This window comes from Dyadobacter sp. 3J3 (assembly GCF_009801115.1).
Classification (GTDB): Bacteria; Bacteroidota; Bacteroidia; order Cytophagales; family Spirosomataceae; genus Dyadobacter.
Genome location: NZ_VTOL01000013.1, coordinates 13,548 through 34,484, shown reverse-complemented (window position 1 = coordinate 34,484; position 20,937 = coordinate 13,548). Strand labels below are relative to the sequence as shown.

General features: G+C 40.6%; 13 protein-coding genes. 5 read left to right on the top strand and 8 right to left on the bottom strand.

Going from position 1 to position 20,937, the window contains the following annotated elements:
* Positions 1 to 15: 15 nt before the first annotated feature.
* Positions 16 to 690 (top strand): phosphatase PAP2 family protein, encoded by a 675-nt coding sequence (locus FZF08_RS24440; RefSeq protein WP_159474907.1) that lies wholly within the window; start codon positions 16 to 18, stop codon positions 688 to 690.
* Between the two features lie 161 nt (positions 691 to 851).
* On the opposite strand, the gene FZF08_RS24435 is transcribed toward FZF08_RS24440, so the two are convergent.
* Complete coding sequence (locus FZF08_RS24435) at positions 852 to 2,084, bottom strand: T9SS type A sorting domain-containing protein (RefSeq protein WP_159474904.1); 1,233 nt, start codon at positions 2,082 to 2,084, stop codon at positions 852 to 854.
* Between the two features lie 233 nt (positions 2,085 to 2,317).
* Between FZF08_RS24435 and FZF08_RS24430 the strand changes: the two genes are divergently transcribed.
* Entirely contained in the window at positions 2,318 to 3,532 is a 1,215-nt protein-coding gene (locus tag FZF08_RS24430; protein WP_159474901.1) for a DUF4105 domain-containing protein, read from the top strand.
* An 85-nt stretch (positions 3,533 to 3,617) separates the two neighbouring features.
* Here the strand turns inward: FZF08_RS24430 and FZF08_RS24425 are convergent, their stop codons facing one another.
* The 7 genes from FZF08_RS24425 to trpB form a co-directional block, all read right to left on the bottom strand.
* Entirely contained in the window at positions 3,618 to 5,672 is a 2,055-nt protein-coding gene (locus FZF08_RS24425) for a c-type cytochrome domain-containing protein (protein WP_229216679.1), read from the bottom strand.
* A 250-nt stretch (positions 5,673 to 5,922) separates the two neighbouring features.
* Complete coding sequence (locus FZF08_RS24420; protein ID WP_159474898.1) at positions 5,923 to 7,374, bottom strand: DUF1501 domain-containing protein; 1,452 nt, start codon at positions 7,372 to 7,374, stop codon at positions 5,923 to 5,925.
* A gap of 77 nt (positions 7,375 to 7,451) precedes the next feature.
* Positions 7,452 to 9,767 carry a PSD1 and planctomycete cytochrome C domain-containing protein gene (locus tag FZF08_RS24415; protein ID WP_159474895.1) on the bottom strand — a complete coding sequence of 772 codons (2,316 nt, stop codon included), beginning with the start codon at positions 9,765 to 9,767 and terminating at the stop codon, positions 7,452 to 7,454.
* Between the two features lie 217 nt (positions 9,768 to 9,984).
* Positions 9,985 to 11,850: a gamma-glutamyltransferase family protein gene (locus tag FZF08_RS24410; protein ID WP_159474892.1), complete on the bottom strand. Its 1,866-nt coding sequence runs from the start codon at positions 11,848 to 11,850 to the stop codon at positions 9,985 to 9,987.
* Between the two features lie 141 nt (positions 11,851 to 11,991).
* Entirely contained in the window at positions 11,992 to 12,582 is a 591-nt protein-coding gene (locus tag FZF08_RS24405; RefSeq protein WP_159474889.1) for a peptidylprolyl isomerase, read from the bottom strand.
* A gap of 196 nt (positions 12,583 to 12,778) precedes the next feature.
* The gene (gene trpA, locus FZF08_RS24400; protein ID WP_159474886.1) at positions 12,779 to 13,555 is read right to left on the bottom strand and encodes a tryptophan synthase subunit alpha; all 777 of its coding nucleotides are present in this window, start codon (positions 13,553 to 13,555) and stop codon (positions 12,779 to 12,781) included.
* Positions 13,542 to 14,747 carry a tryptophan synthase subunit beta gene (gene trpB, locus FZF08_RS24395; protein WP_159474883.1) on the bottom strand — a complete coding sequence of 402 codons (1,206 nt, stop codon included), beginning with the start codon at positions 14,745 to 14,747 and terminating at the stop codon, positions 13,542 to 13,544. The genes trpA and trpB overlap by 14 nt, the downstream gene beginning before the upstream one ends.
* A gap of 688 nt (positions 14,748 to 15,435) precedes the next feature.
* Between trpB and FZF08_RS24390 the strand changes: the two genes are divergently transcribed.
* The 3 genes from FZF08_RS24390 (at position 15,436) to FZF08_RS24380 (ending at position 20,918) form a co-directional block, all read left to right on the top strand.
* A complete protein-coding gene (locus FZF08_RS24390) occupies positions 15,436 to 17,187 on the top strand; it encodes a DUF4331 domain-containing protein (RefSeq protein ID WP_159474880.1) in 1,752 nt (583 codons plus the stop codon).
* A gap of 26 nt (positions 17,188 to 17,213) precedes the next feature.
* Complete coding sequence (locus FZF08_RS24385; RefSeq protein ID WP_159474877.1) at positions 17,214 to 19,511, top strand: DUF4331 family protein; 2,298 nt, start codon at positions 17,214 to 17,216, stop codon at positions 19,509 to 19,511.
* Positions 19,512 to 19,628: 117 nt separating this feature from the next.
* Positions 19,629 to 20,918: a lipopolysaccharide assembly protein LapB gene (locus tag FZF08_RS24380; RefSeq protein ID WP_229216678.1), complete on the top strand. Its 1,290-nt coding sequence runs from the start codon at positions 19,629 to 19,631 to the stop codon at positions 20,916 to 20,918.
* Positions 20,919 to 20,937 lie beyond the last annotated feature (19 nt).

Here is a 20,937-nt window from a genome sequence, read left to right as displayed (position 1 = left end):
CTTCAATCTTCGCTTATGAAATCTGTCCTGGTTTTAGCGTTTTATTTTCTGTTTCAGGTAACGTCGTTTTCCCAAACTGCGGACAGCCTGCATCATGAAATTCGTTTTTCGACAAAACAGCTTTATACACCAGGTTTAGTTGTTTTAGCAGGACTATTGGCTAACGGGCATTCGAAGGAATCTTTTAAAAATGAGGTAGCTGAAGAGCGGAATGAGTATATACCAAAATTCAAAACGCACCTCGATGATTACCTGCAATTTTCGCCTTTGGCAATAGCGTATGGACTTGATGCGATCGGTATAAAATCTAAAACAGATTTCATGAACCGATCTGTAATTTTATTGAAAGGTGAAATCCTGGCCATAGGAACGGCTACACTTTTAAAAAAAATGACCCATGAACTTCGCCCTGACGGCAGTGCCTATACTTCTTTCCCCTCCGGCCATACCACTCAGGCTTTTGCTGCGGCAACTTTTTTAAGCGAGGAATATAAAGATCGCTACAAATGGATGCCTTATGCGTCTTATACGGTTGCATCTTCGGTGGGACTCTTACGCGTTGCTAATAACAGACACTACATCAGTGATGTGCTTGTAGGTGCCGGAATCGGTTTTTTATCGATGAAAGTTGCTTACTGGACGCATCAATATAAGTGGGGGAAGAGAAATCGAAAAGTAGTTCTTCAATAATGAAACGCTGGAAATGATTCGTATCAACCACGATCTGTAATGATATAGACTTTTCATTTTTATCCGAAAAAATTTTAGTCTTTTAGCATAAAAACGAAAAGTCTTAATATTCTAAATATCCAGTCAACGTTTATACCACTAGACTAAGCGTAAACTCCCGACTACTGAATCACCAGTCTTCTGACAATTTCCTCACCAGAATAGACCGTTTTTACAAGATAGAGTCCTGCGGGAAGATTGCTTGTATTGAATTTTGATTCTGAAATTCCATCCCAGACAAATGTTCTTTCCGCGCGTTTTTGCCCAAGAAGATTTATGATTTGAATTGTGTAATTTCCTTTTGATAAGCCTTCAAACCTCAGACTGAGTTCCTGTGAGCTGTTTCTTGCCGGATTTGGCGAAATTATTATGTTGCGAACTGCTTCTACATTATTCCATCGTGCGGTTTCTATACGCGAATAGGCATAAGTGCCATCGTTATCAATCATTTTTAAACGGTAATACTGCGTTAAAGAAGTAGTACTTTTGTTGTAAATATCTGTGAATGTATACGTTTCCAAGACCACGCTTTCTCCTTTCGCATTTACACTACCAATATTGGTAAAAGATTTACCGTCATTACTTTTTTCAATTTCAAAATGAGATGCATTGGTTTCACTAGTAGTTCGCCATGCCAACTGAATATTATTTTCGCTGGTTTTTGCTGAGAAATTTACCAGCGTAACCGGCAAAGGTGAGGCCGCATCAATCACGATATTATTAATCGAATGGTTGGTAGATGCCTGAGTCCCTAAATAACCACCTTCGGTGATGTAAAGCCTTACATCATCAACATTATCAAAAGTGTTATCCAGAGAAACGGTGATTGGAATATATCCATCTATATAACCATTGAATGTCATTGACGCTACCTCTACTCCATCCCTAAAACCCTTAACCGTATTGGTAAAATCTTCTGTTTCGCCCCAGTTATAATATCTGAAGCTATTTAGCTGAAAATTACCGCCATCACTTGACTTGATTGACATGCCTTTACTACCAGCATTGTCTTCGTACGTTAAAGCAGTGAAATTTGCATCACCACTATTTAAAAAATTATGAGCTTTCCACGCCATTGAACCCTGATTTGCTCCATTAATATCAGTAATATTTCTTATCTGGATAGTAATTCCAGGAATATTAGTGGAGCCACCTTCGCCATCTTCGGCCACCCCGTCGGACCAGGAACCGTCGCTTGTGAAGGTAAGTGTAGTTGCAGCAAGCGGTACAGGTAAAAAATTAGATGCAGTTGAACTTTGCGTCAACACCGCTAAAAAGAAAAATTGAACTGATAATAAATAAACAGACTTACGAAATGAACTGAACTGAAACGTACTTTGGAAGAAGTTGAGCATATATAAAGTTTTAAATTAACGTTTCGCAAAGAAAGTTTATTTAATCCATTATACCAAAACCAATTTATTATTGCATAATTTCAATTTTAAAAATTAAAATTCCTAAAATTTCTAATTTAATTACAATATTGTTTTAATAACCAAATTTCCCCTGTGATTATATTTATCACTACACGAAACAAACTCATTAAATTGCTTCAACCAATTATTCGTAGAAAGCGGACAAAATTCAAATGAAATTAAAAGTAAAAAACAGTTCGTTGATCTTCTTTCTTTTGATTTTTATTTCTAATCATGCTTCAGCCCAGTTAGCAGAAAATTCAAAAATCAGTTTGCTTACTATTGGCCCAGGCAAAGATGTGTATTCAGCCTTTGGCCATAGTGCAATTCGGATTTCGGATCCTGCTACCGGAATTGATAACGTATACAATTACGGGACATTCACTTTTGATAACAATTTTTATATAAATTTTGCCAAAGGAGAAAACATTTACTGGCTCTCCGTTGTGCCTTTTAAGCAAGAATATTATTACTGGGCCATAAAGGAAAACAGGACTGTGATACAGCAAACACTCAATCTCACTGTACCGCAAAAAAACGATTTATATCATTTTCTGGAAAATAATGCACTCGTTCAAAATAGGACATACCGATATGATTATTTTTACGACAATTGTTCCAATCGGATAGACAATGCCCTGAAAAAAGTTTTTGGGTATAGTCTGAAATTCTATGCAGACAAGGTTGCAGAAGAACGCAGCCAATCGGGTTCTACTATTCGACAATTAACACATCAATATCTGCAACAAAGCAAATGGGGTGAATTAGGAATTGAAACCTGTTTGGGCATTGAGATGGATCGAAAAATAAAGCCAGAGCAATTCAAATTTCTTCCTGATTTTTTGATGTGGAATTATGACAAAGCTGAAATAAAATCTGATCATGGATTTATCCCGCTTGTGATGGATAAAATCGTTTTGTACCAAAGTAATGAGCAGATAAATAAAGTAACATTATCAGGCTATTTTAGCCCAATCGTTTGTTTTAGCATTATTTTACTGCTGGCTTTTATCATCAGTTTTCCAAAATTTAAGCAATCTATCCTGGCCCGGATTTTTGATTTTACATTATTTTTCGTCTGCGGAATAGCTGGCTTCCTCCTCCTTTTCTTGTGGTTTTTCACTACACATTATTCACAGGTAAATCTAAATTTACTTTGGGCTAATCCGTTGGGCTTATTCTTATCTTTTGGCCTGTTTTCGCGAAAGAATAATCGTATTATTGCCGGGTACTATTTCTATTATGGTTTGCTTCTGGTCCTGACAATTTTGGGTTGGGCGATATTGCCTCAGCAGCTTAATTTTGCTTATTTGCCTGTTTGTTTGGCGTTGGCTTTACGTTGTTTTTCTGCTTATTCGGTTGGGTTACACAGAGGGGCACGGAGATAAAAAGAGGGGCGCAGAGTTTTTTCTATTGCCCCTCTTTTGTATTTATTTCGCTTTTCTTATTATGTTTTTGATTTAAATAATCTCCTTAATTTAAAAACATTTCGTCGATTAGCAGCAACGCTTTTTTGTCTTTATCGCGATGCCATTTTGGCATTTTGTTTAATGGTTTGGCTACAATTTTCAGGTAGGTTACCGTTTCGGTTTTAAATTTCCCTTCCATGGATTTAAGAGAGGGCTTGTCGCCTTTTGATGGAAGGGCGGCAGTCATTTTGGTTAATAATTTTAATTGTTTCGGATTTGTTCCGCCCCAGATTTCAACCAGTTCAGGAGGAAAAATACCGGTATCTTCTTCGACCATATAATGTAATCCAACGGATGAAATTGCTACCGGTTTTTTAAATTCACAAACCAGAGCCATATCATTTTCTTTGACAGCCGCCCAATTATTAGCCCATGCCGGATTATTTGCACCGATAACGCCTAGTTTACTATTGAAAAATGTCTTATCCCCTTCCGCCTGATGGACCCGATCCAACGGGAATAATATATTGACACTATCTGGTTTGTATGCACTTCTGAAAAAATCGAAAGTAACCACATCACTCGACAACCAGCCTGTTTTAAAGGCTTTTGCCTTGATTGTAGTATTCTTACTTAACACCGTTTTGCCATCAGAAATGGGAGATTTCACACTATCAGGTTCTGTTCCATCCGTTGTGAATCTTATCTCCACGCCTTTTATAGGATGTTTTAGCAACAAAGGAGTTGTCTCGGCAAATATGGTTGAGCTGTTTTTAATTTGCGGAAGATTAAGTTTTAAAGGTTTCGTACCGTCGTCCTTAAAGCCACCGATAAAGGTTATTTTAGTATTTGCTTTTTGCAGCTTTTCCAATTCTGAAGACGAAAGTCCAGTGTCCCAAACTGATATTGTTTTCAGGTTTTTAAAGTTGGGAATTACAGCTTGTAAATCTGTGAAATTTATTTTTGTTCCTGATATTGTCAGATTATGGAGATATTTCAACGAGATCAGTTCTTTCAAACCTTTGGCGGTAATATCAGTAAAATTCAGATCCAGTTTTCTCAGATTTTCAAATTTGCTAATACGGTTAAGATCGGAATCTTTAACCGGCATTTTGTTTAGATTAAGCGATACAATCTGTTTTTTTACTTCTTCAAGTTCATCCAGCTGGCTTGCCTTAAAAGCACTTCGGTTATAAATATTGACCGATAATGCAGGCGATTCCCGTGCCAGTTCTGATACGGTCCTGTAATCGTTGTTCAGCTTTTTTATTGTTTCTTCATCCGCAGCATCGAAGTCAAAAATTTCTTCATCCTTTGAAACAGGCTTTAACCTGGCCGTTGCCAATATCCTCAATGAATCCGTAACAGGAAGTCCTAAAACTTTTTTGTTAAAACCCGCATTTTCTTTAACCCACAAAGCCAGCAATGTAATTTCCTCAGCCGTAAGTTGTGTTTTCCCAACTGGCGGCATATGTTTTTTATCATCAATAGATAAATGTACACGCTGTAAAATCAAACTTACCTTAGGATTTCCAGGAACAAATGACCTTCCGGTCTTACCGCCTTTAAGAATTGATTTCGGATCTGTCAAAACAAGCTCTCCTTTCATTTTATCAGGATTATGGCAACTGACGCATTTCTGTTCCAGAATGGGTTTGATCACATCATTGAAAACCTCCGCCTTTTCAAGCGGTATGGCCGCCATTTGTTTTTGACTCGAAACAGGTTCAAAAATGAAGTTTTCTCCATGTGTTATGGCCGCACCATAGTGGCCGGTAAGTACAAGTGCGACAACCGTTATAAAAGCCGCACTTTTAGCAAACGGTGCTTTGTACCAACTGTTATTACGAACAAGATAAATGAATGATGATACAAAAAACAACATTGCGCCAGTCCATTTGTGCCAGATCAAAGTTTCCCCGGAATATCCTTCTTCTCTTGAAAGAAAAAGTCCCATAATAAGGGTTACTGCGGCAAACAAAGCACCTGTCAGCAGCAGGTTTTGTGAATAATTCCTGTAAAAAATATTGGTTGAGTTTTCCGTTCTAAACCTGAAAAACTCCATGATCATCGCCAGTAATAAAATGACAATCGGAAAGTGAAGGATAAGGGGATGCATCCGGCCAAGTGTTTGAAGCCACGGCGGAATAACCAGTTTGTTTTCAAAAATAAGCAAGAAAGCTATAAAAATATTGGACGCAAATAATATCTGCTCGGCAAACCTTTTTAATCTTATATGTATCACAAAACCGGTTCGTTTATTAATTTTTCAGGGTTTAGGAAAAGGATATTTTTGTGAATTATCCGTTTCAAATGTCAATCTTTTTAATAATTATTTTTTATCAAACTATTGATTTTCAATAATTTAATTAACTAATAATATCATTAACCACTTTTCCCGAAACATCGGTAAGACGGTATCTTCTGCCAAGATGTTTGAAAATAAGCTTTTCATGATTAAGCCCAAGCTGATGTAAAACGGTCGCCTGAAAGTCGTGGACGTGTACTGGATTGCTGGCTATATTGTATCCCAATTCATCCGTTTCGCCATGCACAATACCCGGCTTGATACCGCCACCCGCCATCCAGATCGTGAAACAGCGCGGATGGTGATCGCGTCCGTAATTATCTGTTGTCAGTTTTCCCTGCGTATAGCTTGTCCGGCCAAATTCTCCGCCCCAGATTACCAAAGTCTCGTCCAGCAATCCTCTTTGTTTTAAATCGGTTACCAAAGCGGCAGAAGCCTGGTCAACGTCTTTTGCCTGTTTTGCAATTTCAAAAGGCAGATTTCCGTGTTGATCCCAGCCCTGATGGTATAGCTGGACAAAACGAACACCATTTTCAGATAATTTTCTGGCCAAAAGACAATTCGCCGCGAAAGTTCCTGGAACGAGACAATCAGGCCCGTACAATTTGATTATATCATCCGATTCCTTTGACAAATCCATTACTTCCGGCACGGCGGTTTGCATACGGTACGCCATTTCGTATTGTTTGACTTTGGCTGTAATTTCCGGATCTCCAAATTCCTGGTACGAAAGTTCATTTAACTGAGAAATATTGTCGAGCATATCTCTGCGGTCCTTCCTGTCCATACCTTCCGGGTCGCGTAGGTACAGTACCGGATCTTCTCCTTTGCTAAACTGTACACCCTGATGGACAGAATCAAGAAATCCGTTAGACCACAATTTAGAATACACACCTTGTCCGTTTCCAACACCACGGGAAAGTAAAACTGTAAAACTTGGAAGATTTTTATTCTCATTTCCCAATCCATAGCTAAGCCAGGAACCCATACTCGGCCGGTTTCCCTGCTGCGAGCCGGTTTGCAAAAATGTCAGAGCCGGATCGTGGTTAATAGCCTCGGTATACATGGATTTAATGATGCATATATCATCCACAATCTTGGAAGTATAAGGCATCAAATCGCTGATCCAGGCCCGTGATTCTCCATATTGCTTAAAATCTACAAAAGAACCGACCAGTGGAAAAGAGGCCTGATTTGCCGTCATGCCCGTTAACCTCTGAGTACCTCTGACAGACGGTGGAATTTCCTGACCAAACAAATCTCTCAATTTCGGTTTATAATCAAATAATTCCTGCTGGGACGGAGCTCCGTTTTGGAATAAATAGATTACCCGTTTAGCTTTTGGAGCAAAGTGAGGAATTCCGGGTGCAAGGCCTTCCTCCACCCCTGTTCCGTCAAAAAGATTCGGCATAAGAAGCGAACCCAGCGCGACGCCACCTATACCCAAACTCATCGAAGACAGAAAACGTCTTCTATTAAAATTCAGACCATGTTCCAGGATTTCCTTTTCCATAATTAAATATTGATTCTGCTCAACCCGCAATTAACAATTCCCCCCATTAACAATTAACCCTTAACAACTAAACATTATCAGGTTTTTGTTATCGTTTCTTCCAGATTATAAATAGCTGACACCACACGCATGAGAGCAGCGAGTGATTTTCTGTCAACATTTTTGATTATTGGATATTCTCCTACGGCTATCATATTTTCAGCCACATCTGGCTTCATAATTTTCAATTCCTTATTGTAATATCCCATCAAAACTTCAATCTCTTTTTCAGTTGGTTTGCGACAAACAATCAGACGGAATGCTTTGATGATCTTATCCTGCGATGCCGTTTTTTCCTGCAAAAGTTTCGCTGCCAAAACACGGGAAGCTTCCAAAACTGCGGGATCATTCATCATCACAAGCGCCTGTAACGGTGTGTTTGTTTTTAATCTTTTCACCTCACACAAATCCCGGTTGCTCGCATCAAAAATTCCCATAGTAGGCGGCGGAACCGTTCGCTTGATCAGCGTATACATACCTCTGCGATAAAGATTTCCACCATGATCCTGATTGTAAACGGATAATAATCCACGCCCGGAGGTAGCCCCTTCCCATAACCCAGCCGGCTGGTAAGGTTTGACACTAGGCCCTCCTATCGTTTTATTCAACAAACCGCTGCTCGACAAAACCAGATCTTTTATAAATTCTGCATGAATACGATATCGCGAACCTCTTGATAGATAAATATTATCAGGATCCATTGCCAGCTTTTCTTTTGTAAAAACAGCCGACTGACGGTAAGTGGCAGAAGTTACCATTTGTTTTACAAGTCTTTTTATATCCCAGTCGTGCTCCATAAAATCCGATGCAAGCCAGTCGAGCAGAGCAGGATGTGACGGAAGTTCGCCCTGCATACCAAAGTCGCCAGAAGTCTTGACGATGCCTCGTCCGAAAAATTCCTGCCACAAAATATTGACATAAACCCGGGCCGTGAGCGGATTTTTCTTATCAAAAAGCCATTGGGATAATCCTAAACGGTTTTTAGGATATTTATCATTGAATGGTAAAATGGATTTTGGAGTACCGGGCTGTACTTCATCTCCGGGAGCATCATAAACGCCGCGTTTTAGAATATATGTTTTTCTTGTTGTGTCGAGATCACCCATAACCGAAACAATCAAGCGGCTCGTATCCTGTTTATTAACAAATTTTAAAATACTTTTTGCATCTTCATTACTAATTTCCATCAACGGCTTTTTCGCATAGGTTTCAGGTCCGCCGATAACGGATTCGATACCAACCTCCTTCACATTATTAAAAAATGCGAACATCTGGTAATATTCCTTTTGAGAAAAAGGATCGTATTTATGGTCATGGCAATGGGCGCATTCCAACGTCACACCTAACAATCCCTTACCAAACATGTCGTTACGGTCCGTAACGTACATCATCCGATACTCTTCCGGAATCACACCACCCTCTTCTGTGATCTTGTGATTTCGGTTAAATCCCGTGGCTAAAAGCTGTTCTTTTGTTGATTTTGGCATAAGATCTCCTGCCAGTTGCCAGGTTACAAAATCATCATAATGCATGTTTTCATTGAAGGCATGAATCACCCAGTCGCGCCACGGCCATTGTGTACGATACCCGTCATCCTGATAGCCGTGTGAATCAGCATAACGAGCAAGATCAAGCCAGTGAAGTGCCATTTTTTCACCATATGCAGAATTTTGCATGAGTTTATCAACCATTTTCTCATAAGCTCCGGCACTGTTATCAGCCAGAAAACTATCCATCATTTGCAGTGTTGGAGGCAAACCCGTGATATCCAGGCTTAATCTTTTCAATAATCTTTCCTTATCCGCTTCCTGATTTGGCGTAAATCCTTTTTGTTCCTGTTTTTGTAAAACAAAATAGTCAATTTCATTTCTTGGCCATTCTTTCAAAGTTACCGTTGGAATCGCAGGTTTTACAGGCGCAACAAAAGCCCAGTGTTTTTCATATTTAGCTCCCTGCTTAATCCATTTTTCAATCAGGCTGATTTCATGGCTGGAAAGTTTCAGATTTGACGATGGCGGGGGCATCAGTAAGGCTGTATCTTTCGAAGTGATCCTCAGATATGCCTGTGAAAATTCAGGTTTTCCAGCCACCAACGCATGTGCCGTTGGATTTTCTTTCAGTGCCTGAAACGCACTTTCTTCCATATCCATCCTCAAACCTGCCGCTCTTTTGTTGGCATCAGGTCCATGGCAAGCCAGGCATTTATCCGAAAGAATTGGTCTAATATCAAAATTATAACTAATTTTCTCCGGTATTTTTTCTTCTTTTGCCTCATTTGAAGCTCCCCTGTCACAACATTGAAATGTCAATGCCAGGCTAATGATAAGAGTTAGGAATAGTGGAATTCTAAGCATAGAGGAAATTACAAATAATTGTAATTAAATATAACTAATTATCTAAAAAATGACAATTTACCATGTAAAGGCAATTTATATTTTTTAGGTAAAGTAACTATCCTGCTCTGTCCGTGATTGATTTGGATTTACTATTTTTGTATGCGTCGCCTGTATTTGGAATAAGCAGGTTTTGCCAAATTGAATGGAATTATTATCACAAAATATCTGTATATTCCTACCAGCCAATGCCATAATCTTCCCCGTGATTACTTGACCCGCCCCACATGCTTCCATGGATCCAGTCAAAATAAATGGCGTTGATTGGCCCGCTGGTACGCGGCTGATATGAATTTCTATAACCCATTCTTGATAATTCTTTTCTTGTCCAATCCGGCATTGCTTCGTTTAGAATTAACCCGCCCGGATCTTTTTCATGTTCTCCAAAACTGGCATACATCTGCAAAGTTTTAAAGCTTGGCGCTTCGGTGGCTTCCTGAACCGTCATCCCAAATTCTACGATATTAAGGAAAAATTGAAGCAGTAACTGATCCTGCTCGTCACCCGCTTGTTTAGCAAAAGAAAGAAATGGTTTTCCATCTTTCAAAGCCAGACTTGGCGTCAGCGTCACCCGTGGCCTTTTTCCAGGCTCAACCACATTGAAAGGGTTTTCTTTGGCATCCAAAACGAAACTTTGCATACGCTGACTTAATCCTACGCCGGTAGTTCCTGCAATTGTTGCCGGTACCCAGCCACCGCTTGGCGTGATTGAAACTACCCAACCTTCCTCATCCGCCGCTTCTACGGAAGTCGTTCCGGCCGTAAATTCTTCCATGAATTTCTCATCAAGCCCATGATCATTTCTCATGGAAAGCTGTTTTGTCCCCCAGTTTTTTATCTGGTCTGTATAAGGATTTGTCTTTCCTTCGAAAGGATAAGGATCACCCGGTAAAATTTTCGGATCATTCTTTTCCCAATTAATTTGCTTGATCCTTTCCTTAGCATACTCTTTCGAAAGCAAACCTTTTATCGGCCCAGCAGGTGCAAATGCAGGATCACCATAATAAAAATCACGATCAGCAAAAGCCAGGTTCATTGTTTGGTATAACGTATGCACATAACGTGAAGAATTATAACCCATACTTTTCAGGTCAAAGTTTTCCAGCATATTCAAGGCCTGTAACATCACCGGACCTTGTGTCCATTGCTGCATTTTGTATACCTCAATGCCTTTATAATTCGTCATGAGCGGTTCCTCAATTTTCACTTTCCAGCTGGCAAGATCTTGTTCCGTAATTAATCCGCCTTGTTCCTGACAGCTTCTGGCAATTTCTTTGGCGATATCTCCTTTGTAAAAACGATCATATGCTGCGTAAATGGCTTCTTTCCTGGATTTCCCTTTTTTCAAAGCCAACTCCTCTGTGTCAACCAGTTTTTGCAACGTAGCCAGAAGATCCTTTTGAACGAAAATTTCACCCGCATCCGGCGCCTCTCTTTTCTCACCTAAATGTGGTAAAAAAACCTTTTTGGAATATGGCCATTCTTTGATTTTTGCTTTTCCTCTTTCAATGGAATTTGCCGTCTGGGCTTCAATCGGATACCCAGCTGCCAATTGCATGGCCGGAGCCAAAACCTGTTTCAGGCTCATCGTCCCATATTCCGCAAGCATCGTCATTAACCCTCCGGCTGTTCCGGGAGTTGTGGCGGCTAAGGGCCCAAATTCAGGAGGATATTTCATTCCTTTTCCCTTAAAAAAATCCGCTGTGGCACCTGTCGGCGCAACGCCCATGGCATTGAGTGCAATCACTTTTTTGGTTTTAGGATTGTAGATAAGCGCCTGCGTTTCACCTCCCCAGCTTAGTACATCCCACATCGTACACGTGGACGCTAGCATAGCGCAGGACGCATCAATTGCATTGCCACCTTTACTAAAAATCATTGCGCCGGCCGTAGCCGCTAACGGTTTTCCGGTAATACCCATCCAGTGTTTTGCGTGAAGAGGTGGTTTTTGCGTGGTAACCGGAAAATTATTAAATGCCTGACTAAATGACTCTGCGTGAATAGCGACAAAAGCCAGGGAACAAACGAGCAGTTTTAATTTCATAATGCTGGTATTATTTTAGGAATAGAAATGAACTCGCTTTATAATATACAAAAGTAACTTGCATGTTGCCGGATTAATCAAAAGGAAGAATCCGTTGGTAAGATTTGAAATGAATCTAAGTAATTGTTTGAAATTCTGAATTTATTTCAGGATTTCCAGATAGCCATTTTTTTTCAAATCCGCTTCTGTCATACTGATCACATTAACGTCCAGTTTTATTGGCGTAAGCGGCGTGTTTGTTGAATCTGTTTTCACACTTACAATTTTATCAACAAGATCCATTCCTTTGAAAACCTGTCCAAAAATGGTGTATTTGTCATCCAGTCTTGCCAGGCCTTTTTTGTTTTGAACAATGTAAAACTGACATCCGGCCGATAGCATTTCAGGATTATTGTCGCGCCCGGATGCAACAGCTCCATAAATATGGCGAATATTTTTGTTGAATTCCGGTTTGAGCAGATATGGCGAATCCGAGAATCCTGCTGGTGTATCCGGACAGCCGCCCTGAGCTACAAAATCTTTTATCACCCGGTTAAATGTCAAAGAATCCCAATAACCTTCACTCGCCAATTTCACAAAACTGGTTTTATGATTTGGTGTTTCATCGTATAACCAAAAGAGGATTTCCCCAAAACTGGTCTTGATCTGGCCAACCTGATAGGTTTTCGTTTTTTGGGCTGAAACAGAAAAACAAGTGAATAACAAGAGGAATGATAGAACTTTGTTTCTCATATTCGGATCGGTTTTGATTTAAGAAATCAATATAACCAAGCTTTGATATACAATCAGATATTATACAAAAATTTTCAAAAAAACACTGGTTTTATTCATAAATCGTTGTTTAAATTAGTTTGAAGCAAAACAGAAAAAGGCGACTGAATAAAATAACTATTGTGAGGATGTAATACCAAGTCGCCGTTTCCGTTTTTCATATCAATTGTTTCAAAAAATGTTCAATCCGTGTTTTATCAAATCCGTCCTTCAAAATTTTCACAAAAGCTGAACCCACAATTGCTCCGTCTGCAAACTCATGTGCAAACTGAATATCCTCTTTGGTTTTGATATTGAAACCAAGAACAACCGGATTTCTAAATGTATGGTTTGACAGATTTGTTAAATAATCTGAGCTTTTACCGATTTCACTGGAACCTCCCGTTGTTGAATTACCCGAAAGTGCATACAAAAAGCCTTCACCCAATGCGTCAATTCTGGACATCCGTTCATTACTTGTCTGAGGTGAAATCATAAAAATCGGTGCGAGATTCTTCTGTTGATACGAACTGCGGTAGTATTTTTCATAATCGTCCAAAGGTAGATCTGGCAATAGTAATCCGTCCACTCCCACCTCATGGCAACGCCGACAAAATTCTTCAAAACAATACTGATAAACCGGATTCATCGACCCCATTAATACAATCGGAATAGAAATTTTTTTCCGAATTTTTTCTAGTTGATCGAATAAAATATCAATCGTCATCCCGTTTTCCAGTGCAACTTTATGACTATTCAGGATCACTTCGCCGTCCATAACAGAATCGGAAAACGGAATACCAATTTCTACAAAATCAACATTTGATTTGGCTAACAATTCCAAAATAGGTATCGTATCATATAAATCAGGATAACCCGCGGTGAAATAAATGCTAAGTTTTTTTCCAGCGTTCTGAAAAATAGCTTTTAGCCGGTTTTCTTTAAATTTGATCATGAGATGATTTCTTAGAAGTTGAATATTGAATGTATGTTTCCAGATCTTTGTCGCCTCTGCCGGACAGACAAACCACGACAACATCAGTAGGCTTAAAATCCAGATGCGAAAGCGCGGCAAGCGCGTGGGCAGATTCAATAGCCGGAATGATTCCTTCCTTTTGACTTAAAGCAATTCCTGCATCCAAAGCTTCTTCATCCGTTACCGCTACAAATTGTGCTCTCCCGGTATCATGCAACCAAGCGTGCAGAGGTCCAATTCCCGGATAGTCCAGCCCGGCCGAAATTGAGTGCGCTTCCAGAACCTGACCTTCATTTGTCTGCATAAATTTGGTTTTACTTCCATGTAAAATCCCTGATTTCCCCCGGAAAGTAGCGGCAGCAGTAAAACCGGAATCCAGACCTTTGCCAGCCGCTTCTGCCGCAACGAGTTTTACAGCAGGATTATCCAAAAAGTGATAAAAAGAACCTGCCGCATTACTTCCGCCGCCCACACAGGCAATGACATAATCAGGTACTTCCTTACCAGTCAAATCCGGAACCTGCTGTATTAATTCCTTGCTGATCACCGATTGAAACTGGGCGACCATATCCGGATACGGATGTGGACCAACCACTGAACCAATTACATAAAAAGTATCAACAGGATTATTGATCCAGTCACGAAAGGCCTCATTGGTTGCATCTTTCAGGGTTTTACTACCTGAAAGTGCAGGAACAACCGTTGCTCCGAGTAACCGCATCCGCTCGACATTTGGAAATTGCCTCTTCATGTCAACCTCTCCCATATAAATAAAACAAGGCAATTTCAAAAGCGCACAAGCCATAGCGGTAGCTACGCCATGTGATCCGGCACCCGTTTCGGCCACAATCCGTGTTTTGCCTAACCTTTTTGCAAGCAAAACCTGACCGAGTGTATTGTTAATTTTATGCGCACCGGAATGGCACAAATCCTCTCTTTTAAGAAAAACATTCGTCTGATGTAATCCGGATAAATAGGGAGAAGGATAAAGCGGCGTTTCCCGGCCAACGTAAAGCTTCAACAAACGTGATAGCTCTTTCTTAAACTCCGGATCATCCAGAATCCCCTGATAACTTTGGCTTAGATTCTGCACAGTGGAAAACAAAACTTCGGGTACATACGCTCCTCCATAAGGACCGTAAAACCCGTTTTCATCAACTTGATAGTTCATAAGAATATTGGTTTAAAATGAAAAAAGACTCCCTGTGAACAGAGAGTCTCGCGTATAATTCAGTAGAATTTTCTAACAGGCAAGTCAGCGTTCACAATACCGGAATTGGGTATTGCGCCACCAGAAATTTAAAAAAAGTGCAGATTGATATTCCATGCTCCAAAGATAAGCAGGAAGTTATTTATGAAACAAATAAAACGATCAAAAATAATCAATAAAAAACAAATTAAATCATTTTGATATTCCACTATAATATCAAAGCCATACATTTCTGCCTCACATAGTGTTGAGATCACCCTAATACACACATCGAGTCCTCAGCTTTATCAAACCGTTAAAAATAGTTAATCCAAAAAGCTATTAAAAACAAGCAAAGCTTGCATACAATTGCTACGGAATGATACAAGAGATTTTACAATATAATTTTGACTAAATATGACTTTGAGACCACCCAGACTGATGTACTTAAAAAAGTTAAACAAATTCTACATCTAATTACATCTAAAAACAAGTCATCATCGTATATGTGATCAAGTTAGCTACTTGAATTTTTTTTGACTGGAATTAAATCAAAATCCGGTGTTTTCGATGTGTCGCTTGTATCGTGTGAGATATAAAGCCCTATTGCTTTTAGAAGTTGTTTAAACGTTCATTCTAATCCATTTTTCATATCTAAAAATTCTACTTTATGCATGTTTCTTCGTTGCAACGGCAGCTCAGGATTGGATTCCTTGGCTGCGCGGCACTACTGCTCTCGGTCAGCAGTTTCGCATCAAGCCATAGGGAAGCCCCGTTAATTTCTAACGACCCGCTGGCAGACAATACCGACGTCTACGCCTTTAAAAGTCCAGACGATCCTAATAGTATCACGATCATCGCCAATTACATTCCTTTCGAATCTCCCGAAGGCGGTCCCAATTACTACAATTTCGGCACGAGCGTTCGCTACGAAATTCACATCAAAAATAAAACTACATCAGCAGGCGACGACATTACTTACCGGTTTACTTTTTCAAGCACCAACGAAGACCCTACTACTTTTTTCAATATCCGTTTAGGAAAACAAAATCTGAAAACGACATACATGTGTGAAAAAAGTACGGATGGCGGCAACTCGTTTACCACAATCGTGATGGGTGGAATTGTTCCTCCTGCCAACATAGGGCCACGCTCGATCGAAGGAAAAACGGTAGGCCTGGAAACAGATTACAATTCTCTTGTTGAAGGAGCCATTGCAACGGCCAACAGTGGAGAAAAGATTTTCTGTGGCCCGGTTGATGATCCTTTCTTTGTGGATTTGGCTGGCGCTTTTGATGTAGGGAATTTCCGCCCTGAGGGAAATACAACCAATGCACCAAAAGACGGATTAAACCGCTTCAACGTGCATACTATTGCGATTAAAGTTCCTGTCAACCTTCTTCAAAAAGACGGCAAGGGAATTTCGCAAGCTGCAAATATTCTGGATCCTGACTTTGTGATCGGTGTTTGGGCTTCTGCAAGTCGTAAAATGATCAAAACTTTATACAACGGTGGCGATGTGGGATATGATGGAAAATTTGTACAGGTGTCGCGTCTTGGAATGCCTTTGACAAACGAAGCGATTATTCCAATCGGAATGAAAGATCTTTGGAATTCTCAAACACCATACGGCGGACAAGATTTGCAGTTTGCAAAATATTTCACCAATCCGGAACTTGCACTTTATATGGATGATTCTGCATTCGGTACTGCGGTTCCTTCATTAAACGCCTTACGTATTCAGACAAAATCTTTGGGTTCTTATGATTTCCGTAATGGAAAATCCGGTTTGTTCGGCTTAAAAGGAAATCCTGCCCTGGACGGTACGGCCCTTGCGGAAGCAGCATTTGGAGGTGTTTTACTTCCTGACAATGCAAGTCCGCGCGCAGTGGATCTTCTGCCGATTTTTTACACCGGTGTTCCTAACCTTGCACCTTACCAATTGGCAACCGGGAAAAACAACAATCCCCTTGCCAAAGGAAAACCCTTTATACATAACTTCCTGCCGACACTTGGAGATATGCTTAGGTTAAATATGGCTGTGCCTGCAACACCACGTAATGATCCAAGATTTAGCTCTCTGGGCCTTATCAAAGCGGCGGTTCTTGGTATTACCGATCCTGAGTTTAACGGTTCTACTGCTTTGCAGTTTATCCCGAATATGGATGGATTCCCTAATGGCCGCCGTTTGGAAGACGATGTTACAACGATCGAATTGCAAGCCGTTTCAGGTGTTGTACTTGCAGCTGTGGGTTTGTTTTACGACGATGCTACAAAGGAAGCTCCGGTATCCCCTGCCCTTTTAAGTGTTCTTGGCTTCAACGCCGGACCTACTAAAAATGACACGGAACTGAAAAGCAAATTCCCTTACGTGCAAAATCCATGGAGAGGATTTGACTATCCTGAAAAAGCCAGATTCTGATCAACAACAATCTAAAAAAGATTCAAATGAAAAATATTCTATATCTGATAGGGTTTGTGGCGGCCTTGTGCCTGCAGCCCTACCAATCTCAGGCTTCCTCACATCGTGAAGCGCCGCTCATTTCAAATGATCCCCTGGCTGATAACACGGATGTTTATGCGTTTAAAAGCCCTGTTGACAAAGAAAACATTGTACTTGTAGCGAATTATATTCCGTTTGAACACCCTGCCGGTGGACCAAACTGGTATTCATTCGGAGAAAATATCAGGTATGAAGTGCATGTTGACAATAACGCTGCCACACCGGGTGCGGATATCGTTTACCGTTTTACGTTCATGAAAAAGAATGAGGATCCTACAACATTTTTCCTCATCCGTCTTGGAAAAGAAAACTTGAAAACAACCTACATGTGCGAACGTAGTATGGATGGCGGAAAATCTTTTGAAACTATTATTTCAGAAGGTTCAGTACCTCCGCCACACATCGGCCCACGCTCGATTGATAACAAAACAGTAGGACTTGGCGCAGGTTATGATGCTTTGGTAAAAAAATCTATTATGACAGCCAGCACAGGAGAAAAAATATTCTGCGGCCCTGTGGACGATCCGTTTTTCGTAGATTTGGGTGGAATTTTTGACCTGGGTAATATTCGTGCCGGAAGCGGAAAAGATGGAGTAGCCAAATTCAACTGTCATTCCATTGTCATTGAAGTTCCTGTGGCAACGCTGCAAAAAGGTCATAAAGCTGTGGCTATGGCATCCAATATTCTTGACCCTGATTATGTCATTGGAGTTTATGCGTCATCAAGCCGCAAAAAAATCACAACACTTTACGGTGGAAGTGATGTAGGATATGATGGAGACTGGGTACAAGTTTCGCGTCTTGGCATGCCGCTTACCAACGAAGCAGTTATTCCGGTTGGCATGAAAGACAGATGGAACGCAACGACGCCAGATAACGATCTGCAATTTGCCAAGTATTTCACAAACCCGGAATTGGCACTTTATATGGACGATTCTGCGTTCGGTACTGCGGTTCCAGGCCTTGCTCCTTTGCGTATTCAGACTAAATCGCTTGGTGCATTTGATTTCCGTAATGGAAAAGCTGGTTTGTTTAGTTTGAAAGGAACAGCTGCACTGGATGGTACTGCATTATCAGAAGCAGCTTTTGGAAAAGTTTTGCTTCCTGATGCCATGAGTCCACGCGCAGTTGACATTCTGCCTATATTCTACACGGGTGTTCCTAATTTGCCTCCTTACCAATTGGCAACAGGTAAAAACGGAAATCCGCTTGCCCCTGGAAAACCATTCATCAATAACTTCCTGCCTACCTTGGGTGACTGGCTTCGTCTGAATATGGCTGTGCCAGCAACGCCACGTGACGATCCTAAATTTAGTTCATTGGGACTTGTTCAGGCGGCTGCACTTGGATTAACGGATGCGACTTATAACAAAACGACAGATCTTCAATTTATCCCGAATATGGACGGTTTCCCAAATGGTCGTCGTTTGGAAGATGATGTTACAACGATTGAATTACAAGCTGTGGGTGGTGTTGTTCTTGCAGCTATTGGACTTTGGTATGACGATTACGTTCCGAGTGTAACAGCGAGCCCTGTAACACCTAACCTTGTGAGTGTTTTGAGTTTTAATGCTGGTGTTACCAAAAACGATACTACGCTTAAAACGACTTTCCCATACCTTCAAAATCCATGGCCGGGTTTCCGTGGCAACAGCTACGAAGGACAGGATTCTGAAATGCCGGAAGCACTTGCTATTACCATATCGAATCTTAACTGTACGACAGGCGGTTTCACATTTGGACGCACAGGTGGCGACAAAACAAAAACTGTTGAATACTCAGCAGCTGGCGTTGTAAACGGGCAATGGGGAACTTCGGTTGACAGAATGATCGAATCCGAACTTTTTAAAGATGCCAACAGCAGAAGTAAACTGTATGCAAAAGCGCGTTATGTGAACGAGCCTGCTTCGGAAGTTTCCCTGGAATTTGAATTCCGTGCGCCATGTAAAGCTGCCCGTATGGGTGTTCCTGAAAACGGAGAAAAAGTGGTTCCTTTATCTGCCGTTATCATGGGAAATCCAACGACCAACGAAGAAGTAGTGATTGAAGTAAAAGGTGCTCTTGGAAAAAGAGTACAACTTGATCTTGCTAATAATTCGGGGGTGGTTATTGGCCAGCAGGTTATTGGTAATGCCAATACAACAGAACGCCGTGCTGTGAAACTGGGTAACCAGCCGGGAATTTACTTCCTTCGTGTTTCAACACCAGACGACAAATACACGATTAAAATTCTACGCAGGTAGAATTAGTTATATTACATGAATTGGCCGGGAATTGGAATGATAATCAAATTATCTTATGATTCCCGGCCTTTTTAAAAACACCAGAATCCTTCACCATTTATAAACTTATATCCTGTCATGAAAGCTCTTTTTACACTATTCATATCCACACTGTTATTTGTCCAGTTTAGCTGTACAGAAAAAAAGAAAACTGAAAGCACTGAAAGTAATCAGGTGAGCATGGAAATTCCTCCATTGTACGAACGTCACGGCGAATTATCCAACGCTGTTGAATGGCCAAAGACAAAAGAGAAGGTCGATGAGTTGAAGAAAAAAATAAAGGATAACCCAAGTGATATCAAGTCACGTCTGCAAGTTGTTGTCATCTATCTTTCAGAGGCAAGAATTACCGGAGAGCACCCTTACTATTACCCAGCTGTACTTAAAATACTGAATGGTGTACTTTCAATGGACCCTAAAAACTTTGAAGCACTTACCTTCAAATCATCGGTAAAAATGTCACAGCACCAGTTTTCAGAAGCAAGAGACCTGGCAGAAAAAGCCCGTCAGATCAATCCCAGCAACGCTTATGTTTACGGGGTTTTGGTTGATGCTAATGTTGAACTTGGAAATTATAAAGAAGCCGTATTAATGTCTGATAAAATGCAGGAGCTGAAACCTTCGCTGGAATCTTATTCCCGTGCATCTTACCTGCGTGAAATTTATGGCAACTATCCTGGATCCATCGCTGCCATGCAGCTGGCGGTACAAGCAGGCTTACCCGGATCGGAACCACAATGCTGGAGCAAAAATACGCTTGGACATTTATATGAAACAACGGGCCAGTTAAAAGAAGCAGAAATCCAGTATCAGCAAATTCTCGCTATGCGCCCAAGTTACGCCTTTGCACTACGCGGACAAGCCCAGATTTACAAGGCCAGAAAAGAATATGACAAGGCTTTGACAGAGCTTGAAAAAGCAGCCAAAATAATGCCTGAATTCTCTTTCCATGAAGAAATGGCTGATATTTATGCTCTTCAGGGAAATGCGCCGAAAGCGAAGCAAAAGTATGCTGACGTTGTAAAAATGCTGGGTGAAGATGCTCGTTCAGGACATACCGTTGATCTTGAACTTTGCAAATTATTTACAAAAACTGCCCAACTTGATTCTGCCCTGGTTTACGGATTAAAGGAATATTCAAGACGTCCTCAGAATATTGATGTAAATCACGCTTTGGCCAAAGTTTATTTCCTTGAAAAAAATACGGCAAAAGCAAAACAACACATTGATATTGCGATGAGTACTGGTAGTAAAGACCCTGAAATACTGCAAATAGCAAGCAACATTGAACTGGCCATGGGTAATAAAGAATCAGGAAATAAGCTGATTGCACAGGCAAAGAAAGTGAATCCAAAATTTGTTTTCTAAGACTGGATTAAAGAATATT